The sequence below is a fragment of the Bradyrhizobium sp. SZCCHNRI3043 genome (genome assembly GCF_032377735.1).
In the GTDB taxonomy this organism is placed as follows: Bacteria; Pseudomonadota; Alphaproteobacteria; order Rhizobiales; family Xanthobacteraceae; genus Bradyrhizobium.
The window spans coordinates 169,610-188,106 of record NZ_JAUHID010000002.1 but is presented as its reverse complement, the minus strand read 5'-3'; the positions used below and the strand labels follow the sequence as shown (position 1 = coordinate 188,106).

The 18,497-nt window shown below is 63.7% G+C and carries 21 protein-coding genes and 1 riboswitch; of the genes, 18 read left to right on the top strand and 3 right to left on the bottom strand.

Annotated elements, in window-relative coordinates; genetic code table 11:
* Nucleotides 1-41: 41 nt before the first annotated feature.
* The 13 genes from QX124_RS06635 (at nt 42) to QX124_RS06575 (ending at nt 12,534) form a co-directional block, all read left to right on the top strand.
* Nucleotides 42-824, top strand: coding sequence for a lytic transglycosylase domain-containing protein (locus QX124_RS06635; RefSeq protein WP_315738566.1), 783 nt, complete (start codon nt 42-44; stop codon nt 822-824).
* A gap of 79 nt (nt 825-903) precedes the next feature.
* Nucleotides 904-1,014, top strand: a riboswitch (TPP riboswitch).
* Nucleotides 1,002-2,015 (top strand): FAD-dependent oxidoreductase, encoded by a 1,014-nt coding sequence (locus QX124_RS06630; RefSeq protein WP_315796709.1) that lies wholly within the window; start codon nt 1,002-1,004, stop codon nt 2,013-2,015. Its footprint overlaps the riboswitch before it by 13 nt.
* Nucleotides 2,006-2,203, top strand: coding sequence for a sulfur carrier protein ThiS (thiS, locus tag QX124_RS06625; RefSeq protein ID WP_315738568.1), 198 nt, complete (start codon nt 2,006-2,008; stop codon nt 2,201-2,203). Before QX124_RS06630 ends, thiS begins: the two co-directional genes overlap by 10 nt.
* Nucleotides 2,204-2,561: 358 nt before the next feature.
* Nucleotides 2,562-3,344, top strand: a complete 783-nt coding sequence (locus QX124_RS06620; protein WP_315796708.1) for a thiazole synthase — start codon at nt 2,562-2,564, stop codon at nt 3,342-3,344.
* Entirely contained in the window at nt 3,331-3,939 is a 609-nt protein-coding gene (locus QX124_RS06615) for a thiamine phosphate synthase (protein ID WP_315796707.1), read from the top strand. The genes QX124_RS06620 and QX124_RS06615 overlap by 14 nt, the downstream gene beginning before the upstream one ends.
* 387 nt (nt 3,940-4,326) lie before the next feature.
* Nucleotides 4,327-6,225, top strand: a complete 1,899-nt coding sequence (thiC, locus tag QX124_RS06610; protein ID WP_315796706.1) for a phosphomethylpyrimidine synthase ThiC — start codon at nt 4,327-4,329, stop codon at nt 6,223-6,225.
* Nucleotides 6,226-6,274: 49 nt separating this feature from the next.
* On the top strand, nt 6,275-7,387 hold the full coding sequence (locus tag QX124_RS06605; RefSeq protein WP_315796705.1) for a DUF262 domain-containing protein: 1,113 nt from the start codon (nt 6,275-6,277) through the stop codon (nt 7,385-7,387).
* A gap of 5 nt (nt 7,388-7,392) precedes the next feature.
* Nucleotides 7,393-8,532 carry a DUF3696 domain-containing protein gene (locus QX124_RS06600; protein WP_315796704.1) on the top strand — a complete coding sequence of 380 codons (1,140 nt, stop codon included), beginning with the start codon at nt 7,393-7,395 and terminating at the stop codon, nt 8,530-8,532.
* Nucleotides 8,523-9,512, top strand: coding sequence for a hypothetical protein (locus tag QX124_RS06595; protein ID WP_315796703.1), 990 nt, complete (start codon nt 8,523-8,525; stop codon nt 9,510-9,512). The genes QX124_RS06600 and QX124_RS06595 overlap by 10 nt, the downstream gene beginning before the upstream one ends.
* Before the next feature lie 27 nt (nt 9,513-9,539).
* Entirely contained in the window at nt 9,540-9,929 is a 390-nt protein-coding gene (locus QX124_RS06590) for a RidA family protein (protein WP_315796702.1), read from the top strand.
* A gap of 433 nt (nt 9,930-10,362) precedes the next feature.
* A complete protein-coding gene (locus QX124_RS06585; protein ID WP_315796701.1) occupies nt 10,363-11,622 on the top strand; it encodes an acyltransferase in 1,260 nt (419 codons plus the stop codon).
* Nucleotides 11,623-11,810: 188 nt separating this feature from the next.
* Nucleotides 11,811-12,068: a hypothetical protein gene (locus QX124_RS06580; protein WP_315738574.1), complete on the top strand. Its 258-nt coding sequence runs from the start codon at nt 11,811-11,813 to the stop codon at nt 12,066-12,068.
* A 196-nt stretch (nt 12,069-12,264) separates the two neighbouring features.
* A complete protein-coding gene (locus tag QX124_RS06575) occupies nt 12,265-12,534 on the top strand; it encodes a hypothetical protein (RefSeq protein WP_315738575.1) in 270 nt (89 codons plus the stop codon).
* 33 nt (nt 12,535-12,567) lie between these two features.
* On the opposite strand, the gene QX124_RS06570 is transcribed toward QX124_RS06575, so the two are convergent.
* Nucleotides 12,568-13,188, bottom strand: coding sequence for a glutathione S-transferase (locus QX124_RS06570; RefSeq protein WP_315738576.1), 621 nt, complete (start codon nt 13,186-13,188; stop codon nt 12,568-12,570).
* Nucleotides 13,189-13,296: 108 nt separating this feature from the next.
* Here QX124_RS06570 and QX124_RS06565 point away from each other — a divergent pair, with 108 nt between their 5' ends.
* A complete protein-coding gene (locus QX124_RS06565) occupies nt 13,297-13,824 on the top strand; it encodes a mismatch-specific DNA-glycosylase (RefSeq protein ID WP_315738735.1) in 528 nt (175 codons plus the stop codon).
* A gap of 953 nt (nt 13,825-14,777) precedes the next feature.
* Here QX124_RS06565 and QX124_RS06560 read toward each other — a convergent pair.
* On the bottom strand, nt 14,778-15,218 hold the full coding sequence (locus tag QX124_RS06560; RefSeq protein ID WP_315717830.1) for a hypothetical protein: 441 nt from the start codon (nt 15,216-15,218) through the stop codon (nt 14,778-14,780).
* A 416-nt stretch (nt 15,219-15,634) separates the two neighbouring features.
* On the opposite strand from QX124_RS06560, the gene QX124_RS06555 reads away from it, so the two are divergent.
* Together QX124_RS06555 and QX124_RS06550 are read left to right on the top strand one after the other, a co-directional pair.
* Nucleotides 15,635-15,904, top strand: coding sequence for a helix-turn-helix domain-containing protein (locus QX124_RS06555; protein WP_315717831.1), 270 nt, complete (start codon nt 15,635-15,637; stop codon nt 15,902-15,904).
* Nucleotides 15,905-16,065: 161 nt separating this feature from the next.
* Complete coding sequence (locus tag QX124_RS06550; protein WP_315775966.1) at nt 16,066-16,593, top strand: collagen-like protein; 528 nt, start codon at nt 16,066-16,068, stop codon at nt 16,591-16,593.
* A gap of 30 nt (nt 16,594-16,623) precedes the next feature.
* Here the strand turns inward: QX124_RS06550 and QX124_RS06545 are convergent, their stop codons facing one another.
* Complete coding sequence (locus tag QX124_RS06545; protein ID WP_315796915.1) at nt 16,624-16,896, bottom strand: DUF2277 domain-containing protein; 273 nt, start codon at nt 16,894-16,896, stop codon at nt 16,624-16,626.
* Between the two features lie 96 nt (nt 16,897-16,992).
* Here QX124_RS06545 and QX124_RS06540 point away from each other — a divergent pair, with 96 nt between their 5' ends.
* Nucleotides 16,993-18,054 (top strand): alpha/beta fold hydrolase, encoded by a 1,062-nt coding sequence (locus QX124_RS06540; RefSeq protein ID WP_315796700.1) that lies wholly within the window; start codon nt 16,993-16,995, stop codon nt 18,052-18,054.
* Between the two features lie 21 nt (nt 18,055-18,075).
* Nucleotides 18,076-18,429, top strand: coding sequence for a hypothetical protein (locus QX124_RS06535; RefSeq protein ID WP_315796699.1), 354 nt, complete (start codon nt 18,076-18,078; stop codon nt 18,427-18,429).
* Nucleotides 18,430-18,497: the final 68 nt, after the last annotated feature.

The following is an 18,497-nucleotide window of genomic DNA, read 5'->3' as shown; positions in this document are numbered from 1 at the left end:
GGCTACTCGGCATGCGTGTGGTTCCCGGGGGATCCTGACACATGAGACGTCTCGTGCTGACGGCCTGCATTGCAGGCTTCGCGATGGCTGGTCCCGTGCCGTTCGCCATGGCTGCCGATGATGCGAGCACCGCATCGGACAGTGCAGCCAAACCGAAGGCCGGCAAGGTCAAGCTCGCCCATGTCCGCTCTGACGGCACCAGGGAGCTGGCCGTACGCAGCGCGGTGACCAAGGCCGCGCGCGAGGTCGAGGCGATCGAGGCCGTCAGCAGCGCCGACACCTCGCCGCCGATGGACGCCAATGCCTCAGCGCCAGCCGACACCGATGCCGCTGCGGCCGAGCCCCGCGAGGCCGAGCGCAAGGCGGCCGAGGCCAAGCCGCGCCACATCGACACCGGCCATCCGCATATCGACGCGCTGGTAGCGGTGCACGCCGCCGCCAACAACATTCCGGAATCGCTGATCCACCGCGTCATCGTGCGCGAGAGCAAATACCAGAAGGACCTGGTCGGCCGCTGCGGCTGCATCGGCCTGATGCAGATCAAGCTCGGCACCGCGCGCGGCCTCGGCTACACCGGCGACGCGCAGGGCCTGCACGATCCGAACACCAACCTCACCTATGGCGTGCGCTATCTCGCCGGCGCCTACCGTGCCGCCCGCGGCGACCACGACCGCGCCGTGCTCTACTTCGCCAGGGGCTATTACGAGGAGGCCAAGCGGCAGCGCCTGGCTGACGCGCGGCCCGCCGGCCGCTCCGAGCGGACGAGCGCCCCGCTCGACATCACCCCGAAGATTGCAACCGGCCGCCACGCGCGGGCGCACTGATCGCCATTGGTTCCAAGGGCCGTCGGCATTGTCTTTCCGTGACACTCCGTTGACACGGGGGGATATCGGTCTATTTTAAGCGCGTTCCGAGGGGAGCTCCGAGGGGAGCTGAGATACCGCAGCGATGTGCGGTGACCCTTTGAACCTGATCCGGGTCATGCCGGCGAAGGGACAGGGATGCAGCAGACAACCACGCGCGGGGATGTCCCCGTTTCCATCATCGGTGCAGGCATCGCGGGTGCCTGGCAAGCCCTGCTGTTCGCGCGGGCCGGCCATCACGTCACCTTGCACGAGCGCAGCGACGCCGATCTGATGCTCTCCACCAGCCATTGGGCAGGCGGCATGCTCGCGCCCTATTGCGAGAGCGAGGTCGCCGAGCCGATCATCAGCCGGCTCGGGCTCGCCTCGCTCGACATCTGGCGGCGCGAGCTGCCGGACACGCCGTTCAACGGTTCGCTGGTGATCGCGCATGCCCGCGACCGCGCCGACTACGACCGCTTCGCCCGCCGCACCTCAGGCTATCAGCGGCTGGACGCGCAGCAGCTTGCGGCGTTGGAGCCGTCGCTGGAGGGGCGCTTCCGCGAGGGCCTGTTCTATCCGACCGAGGGCCATGTCGAGCCACGCCGCGTGCTACCGAAGCTGCATCAGCGCATCGTCGAGGCCGGCGGCCGGGTGCTGTTCAACAGCGACGTCACGGCTGATGATCTCGACGGCCTCGTGATCGACTGCCGCGGGCTGGAGGCGCGCGACGCCGAGCGCGAGCTGCGCGGCGTCAAGGGCGAGATGATCCTGATCGAGACCGCCGAGGTGCAGCTCGCGCGGCCCGTGCGGCTGATGCATCCGCGCTTCCCGCTCTATCTGATCCCGCGCGAGGACAATTTGTTCATGCTGGGGGCGACCTCGCTCGAGGCCGAGGACACCGGCGTCAGCTTGCGCTCGGCGCTGGAATTGCTCGGTGCCGCCTACTCCGTGCATCCCGCATTCGGCGAGGCCCGCATCCTCGAATTCGGCTCAGGGCTCAGGCCGGCCTATCCCGACAATCTGCCGCGCATCACCATCAAGGGCGAGCGCGAGATCCGCGTCAACGGCCTCTATCGCCACGGCTTCCTGATCGCGCCCGCGCTGGCGCAGGCGACGCTGAACTACATCTCGCACGGCCAGATCGACAACGAGGTGATGCGATGCGCGTGACCGTCAATGGCGAGGCCCGCGACATCGCCGCGAGCTCCGTCGCCGCGCTGCTCTCCGAGCTCGACTACGAGGGCACCCATTTCGCGATCGCGCTGAACTACGACGTCGTGCCGAGGAGCCGCTGGGCGGAGACGCAGCTCAAGACCGGCGACGAGATCGAGATCATCACACCCCGGCAGGGAGGGTGACGTTCATGGAGCGCTCGCTTGCGCCACGCACTCCGCTGTCGTCCCGGCGAACGCCGGGACCCATAGCCACCGGCTTTTGTGTTGACGCTCGATCTCTCCCACCGAGGTCCCACGCCAGATCACGCGGTATGGGTCCCGGCGTTCGCCGGGACGACGTGGGGAGGGAGGTCGCGCCCCACGCACACCTGTCATCGCCCGGCGAAAGCGCGAAGCGCGTCTCGGCGAAAACGACCGGGCGATCCAGTACGCCGCGGCCTATCTGCGTGTCCGAGCCGCCTCTGGAATACTGGATCCCCGCTTTCGCGGGGATGACAGGCTTCATTGCGGCGACCACCGTCCGACATGACGGAGACCATTGATGCCCACCTTCTACGACAAGACCTTCACCTCCCGCCTGCTGATCGGCACCGCGCTCTACCCCTCGCCCGCGATCATGCAGGACGCGATCCGCGCCTCGGGCGCGCAGATCGTCACCGTGTCGCTGCGGCGCGAGGCGGCCGGCGGCAAGACCGGCGACGCGTTCTGGAAGCTGATCAACGAGCTGAATGTCACGGTGCTGCCGAACACCGCCGGCTGCCGCAGCGTGCGCGAGGCGGTGACGACCGCCAAGCTCGCGCGCGAATTATTCGGCACGTCCTGGATCAAGCTCGAGGTGATCGGCGACAACGACACTTTGCAGCCCGACGTGGTCGGGCTCGTCGAAGCCGCGACCATCCTGATCAAGGACGGTTTCGAGGTCTTCCCCTATTGCACCGAGGATCTCACGGTCGCGATGCGCCTGGTCGATGCCGGCTGCAAGGTCGTGATGCCCTGGGCGGCGCCGATCGGCTCGGCCAAGGGCATCACCAATCGCGATGCGCTCAAGCTCCTACGCGACCGCCTGCCCGACATCACCCTCGTCGTCGACGCCGGCCTCGGCGCGCCCTCGCACGCGGCGGAGGCGCTCGAGCTCGGCTACGACGCCGTGCTGCTCAACACCGCGGTGGCAAAAGCCGCCGACCCGGTCGCGATGGCGCGCGCCTTCCGGCTCGGCTGCGAGGCCGGCCGCACCGCCTTTGAGGCCGGGCTGATGGACGCCCGTGATTTCGCCTCGCCCTCCACCCCTGTCGTTGGGACACCGTTCTGGCATGCCGTATCCTGACCGCTTCTATCCCGTCGTCGACAGCCTCGCCTGGGTCGAGCGTCTCACCAAGCTCGGCGTCGGCACGGTGCAGTTGCGCGCGAAAGACCTTAATGACGGCGAGGCGCTGCAGATCGTCACCGACGCGCTCGCCATCACCAAGGGCACCGCGACCAGGCTGATCGTCAACGACTACTGGCGCGCCGCGATCGTCGCCGGCGCCGCGCACGTCCATCTCGGCCAGGAGGATCTCGCCGACGCCGACGTCGCCGCGATCAAGGAGGCCGGCCTGACGCTCGGCCTCTCGACGCATGACGATGCCGAGCTGGAGACCGCGCTCGCCGCCAAGCCCGACTACGTCGCACTCGGTCCGATCTTCCCGACCACGTTGAAGGCGATGCGCTTCGCGCCGCAGGGCGTCGCGAAGATCAGCGACTGGAAGAAGCGCGTCGGCAATATTCCGCTGGTCGCGATCGGCGGCATCAAGCTGGAGCAGGCCGCGGAGATCTTTGCCGCCGGCGCCGATTCCATCGCGGTCGTCAGCGACGTCACGCAGAACGTAGACCCCGACGCCCGCGTCCGCGCCTGGCTCGATGCGACGAAGGAGCCGGCCTGATGCGCGCCGCTATTGCGAATGCGTCTGAGAGCGATTGGGCCCCGACCTCGCCCCACGCGAGCTCGTTCCCTCCCCCCTTGTGGGGGAGGGCTAGGGAGGGGGGTGAGCCACGAGCACCGAACGCGGGGTTACCCCCCTCCCCAACCCTCCCCCACAAGGGGGGAGGGAGCCTGAACAGCATCCGCCCCTTACGTCGACAACTCATTTTCGCCCTCGGCTCGGTACGAGCGAGCAACTGGCATGAGGCTCAACTCTCTCCACCGTCATTGCGAGCGAAGCGACGCAATCCAGAGCGACGTGAGCAGCCCTGGATTGCTTCGTCGCAAGTGCTCCTCGCAGTGACGTCCCCCATTCACTCCGACAACAACAATTGAGAAGGAGGATCCCATGAACATCCGCTCCAATCCCGACACCACGCTGCCCGCCGTCACCACCGGCCCGCTGCCCTCCTCGCGCAAGATCTACGCGACGCCTGATGCCGCGCCCGACCTGCGCGTGCCGCTGCGCGAGATCATCCTTTCGGAAGGCGCCGGTGAGCCGAACCTGCCTGTCTACGACACCTCCGGCCCCTACACCGATCCGACCGTGACGATCGACGTCAACGCCGGCCTGTCGCGCGCCCGCATTGCCTGGGTGCGCGAGCGCGGCGGCGTCGAGGAATATGTGGGCCGCGACATCAAGCCGGAGGACAACGGCAATGTCGGCGCCGACAAGGCCGCAAAGGCCTTCACCGCGCATCACAAGCCGCTGCGCGGCCTCGACGGCCACAAGATCACCCAGCTCGAATTCGCCCGCGCCGGCATCATCACCAAGGAGATGATCTACGTCGCCGAGCGCGAGAATCTCGGCCGCAAAAAGCAGCTCGACCGCGCCGAGGCCGCGCTCGCCGACGGCGAGAGCTTCGGCGCCGAGGTCCCGGCCTTCATCACCCCGGAATTCGTCCGCTCCGAGATCGCGCGCGGCCGCGCCATCATCCCCTGCAACATCAACCATGCCGAGCTCGAGCCGATGATCATCGGCCGCAACTTCCTGACCAAGATCAACGCCAATATCGGCAACTCGGCGGTGACCTCCTCGGTCGAGGAGGAGGTGGACAAGATGGTGTGGGCGATCCGCTGGGGCGCCGACACCGTGATGGACCTCTCCACGGGCCGCAACATCCACACCACGCGCGAGTGGATCCTGCGCAATTCGCCGGTGCCGATCGGCACCGTGCCGATCTACCAGGCGCTGGAGAAGTGCAACGGCGACCCGGTGCAGCTGACCTGGGAGCTCTACAAGGACACCCTGATCGAGCAGTGCGAGCAGGGCGTCGACTACTTCACCATCCATGCCGGCGTGCGGCTCGCCTACATCCACCTCACCGCGAGCCGCGTCACCGGCATCGTCTCGCGTGGCGGCTCGATCATGGCCAAGTGGTGCCTCGCGCATCACAAGGAGAGCTTCCTCTACACCCATTTCGAGGAGATCTGCGACATCATGCGCAAGTATGACGTCTCGTTCTCGCTCGGCGACGGCCTGCGCCCCGGCTCGATCGCGGACGCCAACGACCGCGCGCAGTTTGCTGAACTGGAAACGCTTGGCGAGCTGACCAAGATCGCCTGGGACAAGGGTTGCCAGGTGATGATCGAGGGCCCCGGCCACGTGCCGATGCACAAGATCAAGATCAACATGGACAAGCAGCTCAAGGAGTGCGGCGAGGCGCCGTTCTACACCTTGGGGCCGCTGACCACCGACATCGCGCCGGGCTACGACCACATCACTTCGGGCATCGGTGCGGCGATGATCGGCTGGTTCGGCTGCGCCATGCTGTGCTACGTGACGCCGAAGGAGCATCTCGGCCTGCCCGACCGCAACGACGTCAAGGTCGGCGTCATCACCTACAAGATCGCCGCCCACGCCGCCGATCTCGCCAAGGGCCATCCCGCAGCGCAGCTCCGCGACGACGCGCTGTCCCGCGCCCGCTTCGACTTCCGCTGGACCGACCAGTTCAACCTCGGCCTCGATCCGGAGACCGCAAAGCACTTCCACGACGAGACCCTGCCGAAGGAAGCCCACAAGGTCGCGCATTTCTGCTCGATGTGCGGCCCGAAATTCTGCTCGATGAAGATCACCCAGGACGTCCGCGACTACGCCGCCACGCTGAATGATCCGACCACCGTTGGCATGACCATCAGCGGTACCATCGAGGACGGCATGGCCCAGATGAGCGCCAAGTTCAAGGAAATGGGCGGCAGCGTGTATCTGGATGCGGAGAAGGTGAAGGAGAGCAACAAGGCGTTGTAAAAGACATCGTCGTAACCTAAAATGGCAGGATATAGGACGGAATCCCTGGATGTCCATCACAAAGCAAGATGCCGATTACGAAGGCGACGATTCGGCGAGCGGCAATTGGGACGACTATCCGCTGGATTCCGTTTTCGTGCGAACAGAGACAAGGACGGTATCTGACGTCGTTAATCGCATTCAAAACAATCGCTATATTTTAGATCCAGACTTTCAACGCGACTTTGTTTGGTCAACGGAGAAACAGTCAAAACTAATAGAGAGCTGCGTAATGCGCATTCCGTTGCCCGTCTTCTATGTTGCTGAAGCGGAGGATGGTCGCATTGTTGTAGTAGATGGCCTTCAGCGGCTGACGACATTTGCCCGCTTTCTTACCGGTCAGTTACGTTTAGCGGGACTACGCAAAGGCCAATCGACAACTGACGGACCGAGCCTGGACGGCAAGACATTCTCAGACCTGCCTCTAAACCTGCAGGAAAGGGTACTTGATACCCAGCTTACTATGTACATCCTAGACGCAAAAGCGCCCGAACGGGCGAGACTAGATATATTTGAGCGCGTAAACAGCGGTGAGGCACTCACCCGTCAACAGATGCGAAACGCGCTATACAATGGCTCAGGCACGACTTGGCTCAAGGAAGCAGCCAGCGGACATATGTTTATCGCCGCGACAGGAGGAGCTCTAGACAGCAGATCCATGCGCGACCGAGAGGCTATAAATCGTTTCTGCGCATTCAAATTACTCGGCAGCAAGAGCTACACAAGCGGCGACATGGATACTTTCCTAGCACAAGGCTTAAAGCGCCTATCCACCCTTTCTGACAACGAGAGAAAGCAGCTCAAAATTGGATTCGATGAAGCCTTAGGCCTAAATCGAGAACTATTCGGGGAACATGCGTTCCGCCGCTCGTTAGCCTCTTACGAGACAAACCCGCGCCGCACCCCCTTGAATATCTCGCTCTTCGAGGTCTGCACCGTCACAATGTTTGGAATAGCGCCCCTACTGAATACATCACAAAAGGAGCGCCTCAAATCAGGACTCATAGAGCTAATCAGGGACGACGACCATTTCAGACGTTCAATTTCTTACTCAACAAACAGCTCTCAGCCGGTCTCAGTTCGGTTTGCCGCACTTGAGGAACTCATATCAGGACTGGCTTAACAACAATGCTCACACAGTTAACCGTAAAGAACTTCAAGTGTTTTACAAATCTTCGCATGGGCTTCGCACGCCTGACGCTACTTACTGGCTTAAATGGAGCAGGCAAATCGACATCCATCCAGCCATTGTTACTTCTCGCACAAGCAAGCCGGCAGGGAGCGAACCCCGCAAAGCTACCTTTAAACGGCTCACTCACGAGACTCGGCTCCGCAGGAGACATTGCACCGACCAAAGGACAACCTGAGTTCCTCATCGAAGCAGGCAATGATAAAATTGGCTGGCGCCTCTCAGCTGTTGCGGGAGAGCGATCCCTGGCTATCAGCAATGCGTCTGCACCTGGACCATTCACCCAGGCCGCTGAATGGCAGGACACGGTCTGGCCTCCAGGACTCGGGCAAGCTCACGATCCAGCCAGAACATATTCTGTTCGCTCCTCGCTTGCGAAATTGATTTACATTGGAGCGACCCGCGCCAGCCAGCAGGAAGTCTATCCATACCCTGATGTTGACGCAGACATTCAAGGCGACGTGGGAAGCAGCGGCGAGTACGCACCGTACTGGTATGACCGGATGGTGGACGAATACGTGGATCCAAAAGAGGCCAATCCTGCCACTCTAAGGAAACGCCTCGATGACCTTCTCTCGTCATTATTTGCCGGCGCGCAGGCGAATGTTACCGCGATCCCTCAATCGTCATCATTTGCTTTGCGGTTTAGGATTGGCGAGTCAAACGAGTGGAGACGTCCAGCCAACGTGGGTTTTGGATTATCTTATTCGTTCCCAATACTGGTGTCTCTTCTCACCTCTCGTCCGGGACAAACATTGATCATTGATAGCCCGGAAGCTCACCTTCATCCTTCAGCCCAATCCACGATGGGAAGAATACTGGCTAATCTCGCGGCTCAGGGAATTCAGGTTATCGTCGAAACACACAGCGACCACCTTCTTAATGGAGTTCGTCTCGCCGTGAAGAACAAGGCGCTTTCCCACAAAGATGTCTCCATCCACTTTTTTGGCGGAGTTGAAGGCGCGCAACACGGCGTTACATCGCCAACGATGGACCGAGAAGGAAATATAAATGAGTGGCCATCCGGGTTCTTCGACCAAAATGAGCGCGACTTAGCCCAGCTTACTGGATGGAGTTGAAAGTGCGGTGGTATGTCAATGACACGTCATTGCAGGGACAGTTTAATTCGATTGCAGAGTTCGAGCCAGTTTTGCGCACCCTCGCCGAACTGAGACGCAATGAACCGGCTTGTAGCAATTTGTATGTCACCCGCTCCTTTGGAGCGCAAATGGTTACCGCGGATAGAACACTCGCACACGCCGTTCAAGAATTACGAAATCGCGACTTAAAACTGCGCATTTTGCAATGGGTAAGCCAACGTGGCCCATTTATCGACGATGACAGGCAAGCTGAAGAAAACGATTATTTTGAATGTCTTGGGCTAGACGTAACAGACAGTGGACTTGGTGAAGCAGCTCGACGTATGATCGCTAGTCATTTGGCCGGGTCTTGGAGCTTTGTCGGCGGAGCGGTTAATTTCCTGCATAATCCGCTCGTTGCCGAGCATGGGCTCCCAGAGGAGAGGTACGGCAGCTACAACATACCAAATGTATGGACGGAAGATGATTTTAACTACCAAGCTGGCGCGTCAGCGGTAGCCCCGACCTCTTGGTCGACCCTTGCTGAGACGCTCAGACTGAAATTCCCGCAACTGCTGATTGCGCCAATTCTTGCCGAAAATCCTGCCCTTCAGCAAGAACCCTACAGCAGTACAATCGGGGATAGAGCAACCGAGTTGTGCCGACACTTAAACGAATACATGGTCAGCCGAAACGCTGATGGATCAGATAGCGTTCTCTCTACCGAAATGGTGCGTGCTCTATTTACAAACGCCACCGGAAGCGAGCCACTTTTTACTGGAGAGTCAGATTCGAACCAAAGGCAATTTAGACGAGAGCTAACGTTTTCAGATCCAGACGATAAAAAGAAGACGATCTTTGCTCATTGGCATGGAAAGATCAGGCATAGAGTATTTCGAATGCATTTCGAATGGCCTGCGCCTCGGACAGCAAAACGCCTAAAAATCCTTTATCTGGGGCCGAAGATCACTAAGGACTGAAGGTTTCTGGCGTGACTGAGTATGCTCGTGAACCCCATCCACCACATCCCGGCCCCACCCTACATCAAGGCCCCACCGCTGTCGTTCGGCACCCGCGTCGGCGATCTCCTCTTCGTCTCCGGCATTCCCGGCTTCGACGCCCACGGCAACCTGCCCGACGACTTCGACGCGCAGTTCGCCAACGTCGTGACCAACTTCACCCGCGTCCTGACCGAAGGCGGCGCTGATATTCGCGACCTCGTCAAGGTCAACGTGCTGCTGACGCGCGCCGCTGATGTTGCGACCATGAACCGGCTCTATGCCGAGGCGTTTGGGCCGGCGCCGTATCCGGCGCGCACCACCTGCGTGGTGGTGGCGCTGCCTGATCCGAAGATGCTGATCGAGATCGAGGGCGTCGCGGCGGCCGTGAAACGGTAGGGTGGGTTAGCGGACGGCAACCGACGGTCTCTCCACGCTCGCACATGGCTGAAAGCCGTTCGCGTAACCCACCATTCCGCGCAGGCGGCGGGTTACGCGCCCTGGCAAACATTCCCTCCGCGGTGAAATCGTCCCGCGGGCGCTAACCCGCCCTGCGTTCTCCGTGCAGGAAGCAACCGCTCCGCCTGCAGAATTCGCCGGCCTCAGCTACTCGCCGTCGCCCAAGCGCAGTTCAACCGCGAGGCCCCCTTCATCCACTGCAATGATGCCGAGCCGCGCCGCCGTTTGCCACCGCAGCGAGCGGCCTGCCTCATTCTTCTGCAACCCTGCGTCGTGATGGCCCCCGCTCCGCGATTTTCGTCTCTTGCGGACGATTTAAATTTTAAATAGGATTTAATAGTCCGAAACATTATCTCCGAAAATTTCACGATAGATGTTTTATTCATGGCCGATCCATGCCCTGTTCCGCCTCGTTGGCGCCGCCACGGCGCCATTGCGGGAGGCGATCCGGGAGGCCTTCCAGGCCCAGGTCTATCCGCTCGGCTACGTTCCCTCGCATGACGGCATGCGCGGGCTGATGACCCTGGGCGTCGTTACGGCCCATGTCTCGCACACGCTCGTGCCGGGCGCGGTGCTCTATATCGACCTGTTCTTCGTGGCGAGCGCCTATTACATCACCGGCCTGCTGCTGCGGGACATCGATAAGCACGGCCACATCAGGTTCCGGCAGTTCTATGCGCGGCGCTTCGCCCGGATCGTGCCGCCGCTGCTGCTGATGCTCGCCGCCTATCTGCTGTTCACCTGGCTGCTGCGGCCGCCGTTCCTGCCGGCGCTGGAACGCGCCGCGATCGCGCTCTCCTACATCGCCAACTACTGGTATGTGTTCGACCCGAAGACGATCGAGGACATCGGCCACACCTGGACGCTGTCGACCGAGGAGCAGTTCTATCTGCTGTGGCCGCTGACCTTCGCAGTCCTGGTCAAACGCCTCGGCGTCACCTGGCGATTGGTCGGCGCCATCTGCGCCATTGCGGCCGCGATCTGGGCCTGGCGCGTGGCGCTGGTGCTCGATGGGGCCGAGTGGCGGCGGCTCTACACCGCGTTCGACACCCGCGCCGATGCACTGATGGCGGGATGCGCGATGGCCGTCGTGCTCAGGCTGGTGCCGCACGGCACCTCACCCGCGCTCGACCGGCTCTGGCCGAAGCTGGCGTGGCCGCTCCTGATCTATTGGGGCACGGTCACCTTCCTGTTCTGGTCGGCGGACGGGCCGAGCATGAACTACTATCTGTTCGGCAGCATGGTGTGCGGCGTGCTTCCCGGCATCCTCGCGTTGACCATGCTGATGCGCAGCCACGGCACGATCTGCCACCGCATCTTCGAATGGCCGGTCGCGATCTTCCTCGGCCGGATCTTCTACGGCATCTATCTCTGGCACCTGCCGGTCCTGAATTTCCTGGACAGCTACGGCGTCTGGTGGCCGCTGCGGCTCGCGATCGGGCTGCCGCTGTCGGTCGTGGCGGCCACGCTGTCCTACGCTTATCTCGAGCGCCACTTCCTGCGTCGGCGCGCGGGGCCGGTGGCCTCGCAGCCGCTCCTCGCCGGCGCGGGTCCGGCGCTGGTTCCGACCGCGAGCTTCAGCGGCGATCTCCGGTTCTCGTCCCGACCGAGCGCCGGAGGCATCCACTCCTGAGGCCTGCGCGACGCGCTGCGCAGGCCGAGAGGCCTCTCGCTCCGCCGCCTCATCGCGCCTCATCATCGGCCGGGGGCATCGCGCGCTTTTGCCGCACGATTCGCGCGCGGCTGCCTTCAAATTGATCGAGACCGCTCCGACATAGGGCCGGCCGCGGGCTGGGCCAGTTTGTTGCCGGAGTTTTCACGATGCCTCGTTTCACCACAGTCTGTCTTGCCGCAGGCCTCGCCGCGGCCGCGCTGCTCGCCGCTGCGCCGGCGCAAGCCGGCTACTACATCATCCGCTGGGACAACACCGGCATCTGCCAGGTCTGGAGCGAGGCTTTCGCCTTCAAGCCGATCGCATGGCCGTCAGGCTATCAGGTCATCAGCCGGCCGGTGCCGACGTTCAACGACGCCGTGACCCGCCAGATCAGGCTGCGCCAGCAGGGCCGCTGCACGCTGTAAGCCGGCGCGCGCCTGACGCGCGTCCATGTGACGGCTGCATGTCGTCATTCACATCCCGGACATCGCTGTGAACGACGGCACGGGCGGCTTGCGTTGCGCGCGCTTTTGTCGCACCACTTGGGCCTTGGTCCGGCCGCAAGGCCGGTGGCCCGCGCAGGGCGGGCGATTGTCGTTGTTTCGTTTGAGGAGATTGATGATGCGTCGCCTGACCACGTTCGCTGCCGCCACGGCCATTGCAGCCGCCTCGATCGTGCCCACCGCCTTCGCCGCGCCTGCGCCCAAGTCCGGCTACTACGTGATCCGCTGGGACAACACCGGCATCTGCCAGATCTGGAACACCGAGTTGCAGTCGAAGCCGGTGGAGTGGCCGTCGACCTACAAGATCGTTTCCAAGCCGGTGCCGACCTTCGTCGAGGCGACCAACATCCAGCTCAAGCTGCGCGACGAGCGCCGCTGCTTCCTGTAAGCGGCGTTCGCACGCATTCATGCATGGCGGCGGTCAGGCGGCGCTGACCGCGCTCGCCTGCATCGGCACGAATCCGGGCAGATCAGTGATCCGCGCCAGCCACGCCTGCACGCTCGGGTACGGCGTCAGCGACACGCCGCCTTCGGGCGCGTGCGCGGTGTAGCTGTAGAGCGCGACGTCGGCGATGGTCGGCGCCGCGCCGGTGAGGAACGGCCGCGCGGCGAGTTCGCGCTCCATCACCGTGAACAGGCTGTTGGCGAGCAGATGCGCCCTCGCCATGTCCAGCGGGGCGCCGAACAAGGTCGCCACCCGCGCCGCTGCCGGGCCGAACGCGAGCGGACCGGCCGCGGCCGACAGCCAGCGCTGGACCTGCGCCTGGCCGAGCGGATCGCGCGGCAGCCATTTGCCCGAGCCGTCATAGCGGCCGGCGAGATAGACCAGGATCGCATTGGAGTCCGGGATGACGGCGTCGCCGTCGACCAGCACCGGCACCTGGCCGAACGAATTGAGCGCGAGAAAGTCCGGCCGCTTGTGCGCGCCGCCCTTGAGGTCGACCTCGACGAGCTCGCAAGGCAGGTCAAGCAGGCTCAACATGAGCCGCACGCGATGCGCGTGGCCGGAAAGGACGAAATGATACAGACGACGTTGCGACATGCTGTGCTCCTGTTGCTCGCCGTCACCTAGACCACGGCCGCCGCAGCAACAATGCAGCATCGCGTCAACAGCCTGTTGCAACGACTGCAACAATGCGACAACGGCGCCATGGATCGCCTGCCCGACCAACTCCAGCCCGGCCTGCGCCTCGTCTTCGTCGGCACCGCCGCGAGCGAGCGCTCGGCGGCGACCGGGCACTATTACGCCCACCCCGGCAACCGCTTCTGGCCGACGCTGTTCGCCGTCGGCCTGACGCCGCGGCTGTACCAGCCGCACGAGTTTCCAGCGCTGCGCGCGCTCGGCATCGGCTTCACCGATCTGTGCAAGCAGGGCGCGGGCATGGACCATGTCGCGCTGAAGGCCGGCGTCGACGTCGCCGGTTTCATTGCGAAGATCCGACAGCATCGACCAGCCACGGTCGCCTTCACCAGCAAGAAGGCCGCGAGCCTGTTCTATGGCCAGCCGACCGGCGCGACCGCGCTCGGGCTGCAGCCGGAGCAGGCCGACTTCCCGACCACGTTCGTGCTCGCCTCGCCGTCCGGCGCGGCGTCGGGTGCGTGGACATTGGCGCCGTGGCGGGAGCTGGCGATGCATTTGGCCCAGACCTCAGACGCGCAGCCGACTCGCGTGCGGTGATGATGGGTAGTAAGCCCATCATCATTGCGGCAAGCGACTCGCTGACGACGATCCGCGCAATGCCGATGACTGCGCCCTCTCCCCTTGTGGGAGAGGGCATGTAGTATAGAGCGGCAAACGCGCTCGGGTGAGGGGTCCCTCTCCGAGCGTAGTTTGCTGAGAGAGACCTCTCACCCAAGCGAGCGGGCTGATCGGCCGGAGATGCCCTCTCCCACAAGGGGAGAGGGCGCTGCATCGCAGAGCGCAATGCTGGCGATCCGACGCGCGGTTGTGGCTATCCACGTCACCGAGGTGAAGCATCCTATCTCTGCCCGACGGGCAATCCGCGCATGCGCATCATGCGCAAACTGCCCGTCGTGTTAGTTTGTCGCACCCACGCGCGCTTGCCACGTCGGGCAAATCAGGACGATGTTTTCGCTCAACCCGCCTCATGCAGAGGGACGTACGCGTCGTCACGATACGTGGAGGTGGGCCGCGGTGGACGTGGTGGCTGCGCCCGACGAGCGCCGGCTGTCACGTACGGTGAAGTCGTGATGTCCTGACACCCCGAAGCTGGTGTCACGTGCGTGCTCATGCGAAAGCGTAGCGCGCGCAATGGTGGCCAACAAGCCCGGCGCACCAGGGAGACCACGTATAAGCCGTCAAACCATGCGCGCAGGGAAGGCCGGGATGTCTCCGCCGAACCTGTGGTTCTGCCGCGTGCTTTTTTGTTGCACGCGGACCATGGGAGCGGCGAGCTCCCGGCCTTCCCTGCCCCTCTCGATTTTCGACGGGGCTCTCACGATGCATCCCTCGCGCACGCGGTGCGGCGAGAGCGCGGGCTTATGAGCAGAAGAGAGGGAGAGAGACGGTGTTGGCAATGCTCAGCACGCAACAACGGTCGTCGCCCGCGCAAGCGGGCGATGACACCTGTTGTGAGTTGCTAGGCGTCCACGATGACGACGACGACGCAACTACCTGATCGTGATCGCAAGCCCCGACAGATCGACGTTCGCCAAGAGGCCGATCTGCTCACCCGAGAGCTCCAGCACCGCGCCCTTCTGGTTGGTCAGCACGATGCCGCGCACGCCGCGGCCGACGGCAAGGCCCGCGCCGGCGGCGCCATAGACGCCCTCGACGTCGGACGGACGCCAGATGTTGCTGACGCGGCCGCGCAGCACCGTGCGCGAGCCGCCGAACACCAGACCCCAGTCGAGGCCGCCGGTCGACAGCGGATAGGCGCGGCCATGAAAGTTCAACACGCCGCTGCCGCCGGAGCCGCCGATGATCCACCCCGCTTTGTAGATGGTCAGCGTGATGAAGCCGCCATCTGCGTGCGCCGTGGCCGGAATGACAGCGCCGCAAGCAGCTGTCAGTGCCACCAGCAGACCGCGAAGCGAGGATGCAATTGTCATGGATGAAGTCTCCAGCGAAGTGAATTTGGGCTTGAGGTAATTCGATGGCCGTGTGCGACGATCATGCCCCACTAAGCGAATCGATCGGGCCGAATTTAGCCCTTTGCACGGCACCGTGCATGCGCAGCCGCCGGTGTGTTCGATATGATGCGCTCGCAGCGCAGGAACTGTGGCGGTCCGACGATCAGTCCTCTGCACCCCCATCGTGGACGCGCGTCGACGCCGGCCAAATGGGTCGAGACCCGCGCGAAACCAAGGCCATTTCGGGGTATTCGGCACCGGTGCGACAGCAGGACGCCCGCGTTAAGGCCCCATTAACCTTGTCGGACCACGGTGATCTACGGGCTGGATGTTTAGTTGGTCTCGATGTTTGCGCGTCGTTTCAGTGTCGGCGTGGGCGTTGATCGGGAGGAGTTATGTCGCAAGAATTGTCATCCGAAGCCGCAAGTCCGTCACTCGTGCCGCTTGCCATGCCACCGTCGCGCTCCGCGGCGGAGGTCCTGCCGCTGTTGATCGGCACGCCGTTGTCCGAGATCGAGCGCGAGCTCATCGTGCAGACCCTGGCGCGCTGCAACGGCAACCGTACCCACGCAGCAAGGCTGCTCGGCATGCCCGTGCGCACTTTGCGCAACAAGATCCGCATCTACACGGCCGACGGCATCGCGGTGCCGGCCTATTCGGCCTGATCCAACGGCGGCCACGCGATATCCCATCGCGTGGAACTCATCAGGATGCGAGGCCGATTGATGTTGATCAATCGGCCTCGCAGCCCTGCTGCAATTGCTGCCATCATCGCGGCTCTGTTACGCTTCGCCGCGAATCAGAGGTGTGTAGCGGAGTTGCGGTAGTGGCAAAGAATCCGGCCGGACGCGGCCTGCAGGGCCCCGTGGGTCCACGTGGCCCGCAGGGGCAGCCCGGGCGGCGCGGGCCAGATGGTCAGCGCGGCAAGCCGGGTTCCGACGGCAAGGCAGGTGCGCAAGGCAAGCCCGGCCCGCAAGGGCCGCGCGGCGAGCAAGGCCCGCCCGGCAAGCCGGGACCGCAGGGGCCTCAAGGTCCGCAGGGTGAACCGGGACCGCCGGGCACGCTGCCGACGATCGATCAGCTGATGCCCTGGCTCGAGCAGATCTTCGCGGCCTATGACGACTACAAGCGCGCGCGGGATCGCGAGGCGCATGAGCGCGAGGCCGAGCTGGTCGCGGTGCGCGACATCTTCGCCGCGACGACCCATGACGATGCGCTGGACGAGGCCTTCGAGGACGACGATCCGCACGACATCGATATCCCGAAGAAGAAGAAAAAGAAGAAGGGCAAGAAAAAGAAGAAGCACGACAAGCAAGCCCAGGACCGCCACGACCACGACGACGATGGGTTCTGAGCTTCGCCCTCTGTCAGGGCACGATGGGCCTCAGCGCGGGCCGAACCTGGCCGCCGAACGCTCCCGCGCCTTGGCCGCCTCGATCTCGCGGTCGCGCGGCGCGGCCTGGGTCTGCAGCGAGGTCAAGAGCCTCCGCGCGGCGTCGGCCACCTCCTCGACCGCGCGGGCGAAGGCGGCCTCGTTGGCCTGCGACGGCGCGTTGAAGCCGGACAGCTTGCGCACGAATTGCAGGGCCGAGGCCTGAATTTCAGCCTCCGTCGCCGGCGGCTCGAAATTGAACAGCGTCTTGATGTTGCGGCACATGATGAGTCCCATCAATCCGGTACTGAACCAAGTCGCAGACCGTGCTATCATGTCCCCGACGCGGCCGGAAGAGTCGCGCATGATCAGGGGGAGTCCATGGTTCGACCGCTTGCCGCCGTTTTTGCCGCCGTCGTCGTTTTTTGCGCGCCGGCCCGCGCCGCCGACTATCCCGCCCCGAAGCAGGGCGACTTCGTCGTCAAGGATTTCAAGTTTCACACCGGCGAGACGCTGCCGGAGCTGAGGCTGCACTATACGACCGTCGGCGAGCCGACCGGGCAGCCGGTGCTGGTGCTGCATGGCACCGGCGGCTCAGGCGGAAGCATGTTGGTGCCGACCTTCGCCGGCGAATTGTTCGGCAAGGGCCAGCCGCTCGATGCGACCAGGTACTACATCATCATTCCCGACAGCATCGGCCACGGCAAATCGTCGAAGCCCTCCGACGGGCTGAAGACCAGGTTTCCCGCCTATGACTATGCCGACATGGTCGATGCGCAGCACCGCCTGCTGACCGAGGGCCTCGGCATCAAGCACGTCCGGCTCGTGATCGGCAATTCCATGGGCGGGATGCACAGCTGGGTGTGGGCCACGCGCTATCCGGACTTCATGGACGCCGCGGTGCCGATGGCCTCGCAGCCGACCGAAATGGCGGCCCGCAACTGGATGCTGCGCCGGCTGATGCTGGAGACGATCCGCAACGATCCCGACTACAATGGCGGCAACTACACCACACAGCCGCGCATGATGAAATATGCCGTCACGGCCTATGCCACCGCCACGGCCGGCGGCACCATCGCCTATCAGCTCGCGGCACCGACCGCGGCCAAGGCCGACAAGCTGGTCGAGGAGCGGCTCGCCACGCCCATTCCCACCGACGCCAACGACTTCATCTATCAGTGGGACTCGTCGCACGACTACAATCCGTCTGCCGATCTCGACAAGATCAAGGCGACCGTGATGCTGATCAACTCGGCCGACGACGAGCGCAATCCGCCGGAGACCGGCGTCACGGTCGACGCGATGAAGCGCGTCGCCAACGGCAAGCTCCTGCTCATCCCGACCTCGGCCGAAACGCGCGGCCACCTGACCACCGGAAATGCGAAGTTCTACGCCGAGCCGCTGCGCGAATTGCTGGCGACGGCGCCGCAGCGCGGCATGTAGGTCCGCAGAAGGGAGCGTTGAATGCGCAGGATGGTGCTGGCCGGTCTCACGATGGGCTCGCTCGCCTGCGCGACCGTCGCCGCCGCCTTCGACAACGGGCAGTTCGACAACGTCCCGCCCGATATCCGCGCGTGGTTCAAGAGCGTGGTCGCCCCGAACGGCGTGCCATGCTGCGATGTCTCCGACGGCCACCGCACCACCTATGACGTGCGCGACGGCACCTATTGGGTACCGATCGAAGGCCGGTGGATGGCGGTGCCGGAACGCGCCATCATCCGCGACCGCGGCAACCCGATCGGCGAGGCCGTGGTGTGGTACGTCCATCACCGCGGCGACATCATCATCAGCTGTTTCGTTCCCGCCGATGCCGTATGAGGCGCTGGCGCGTGCGGCTACCACTCATGCGACTCATTGGCGGCACGAGAAGTGACCTCCGGTTTCGT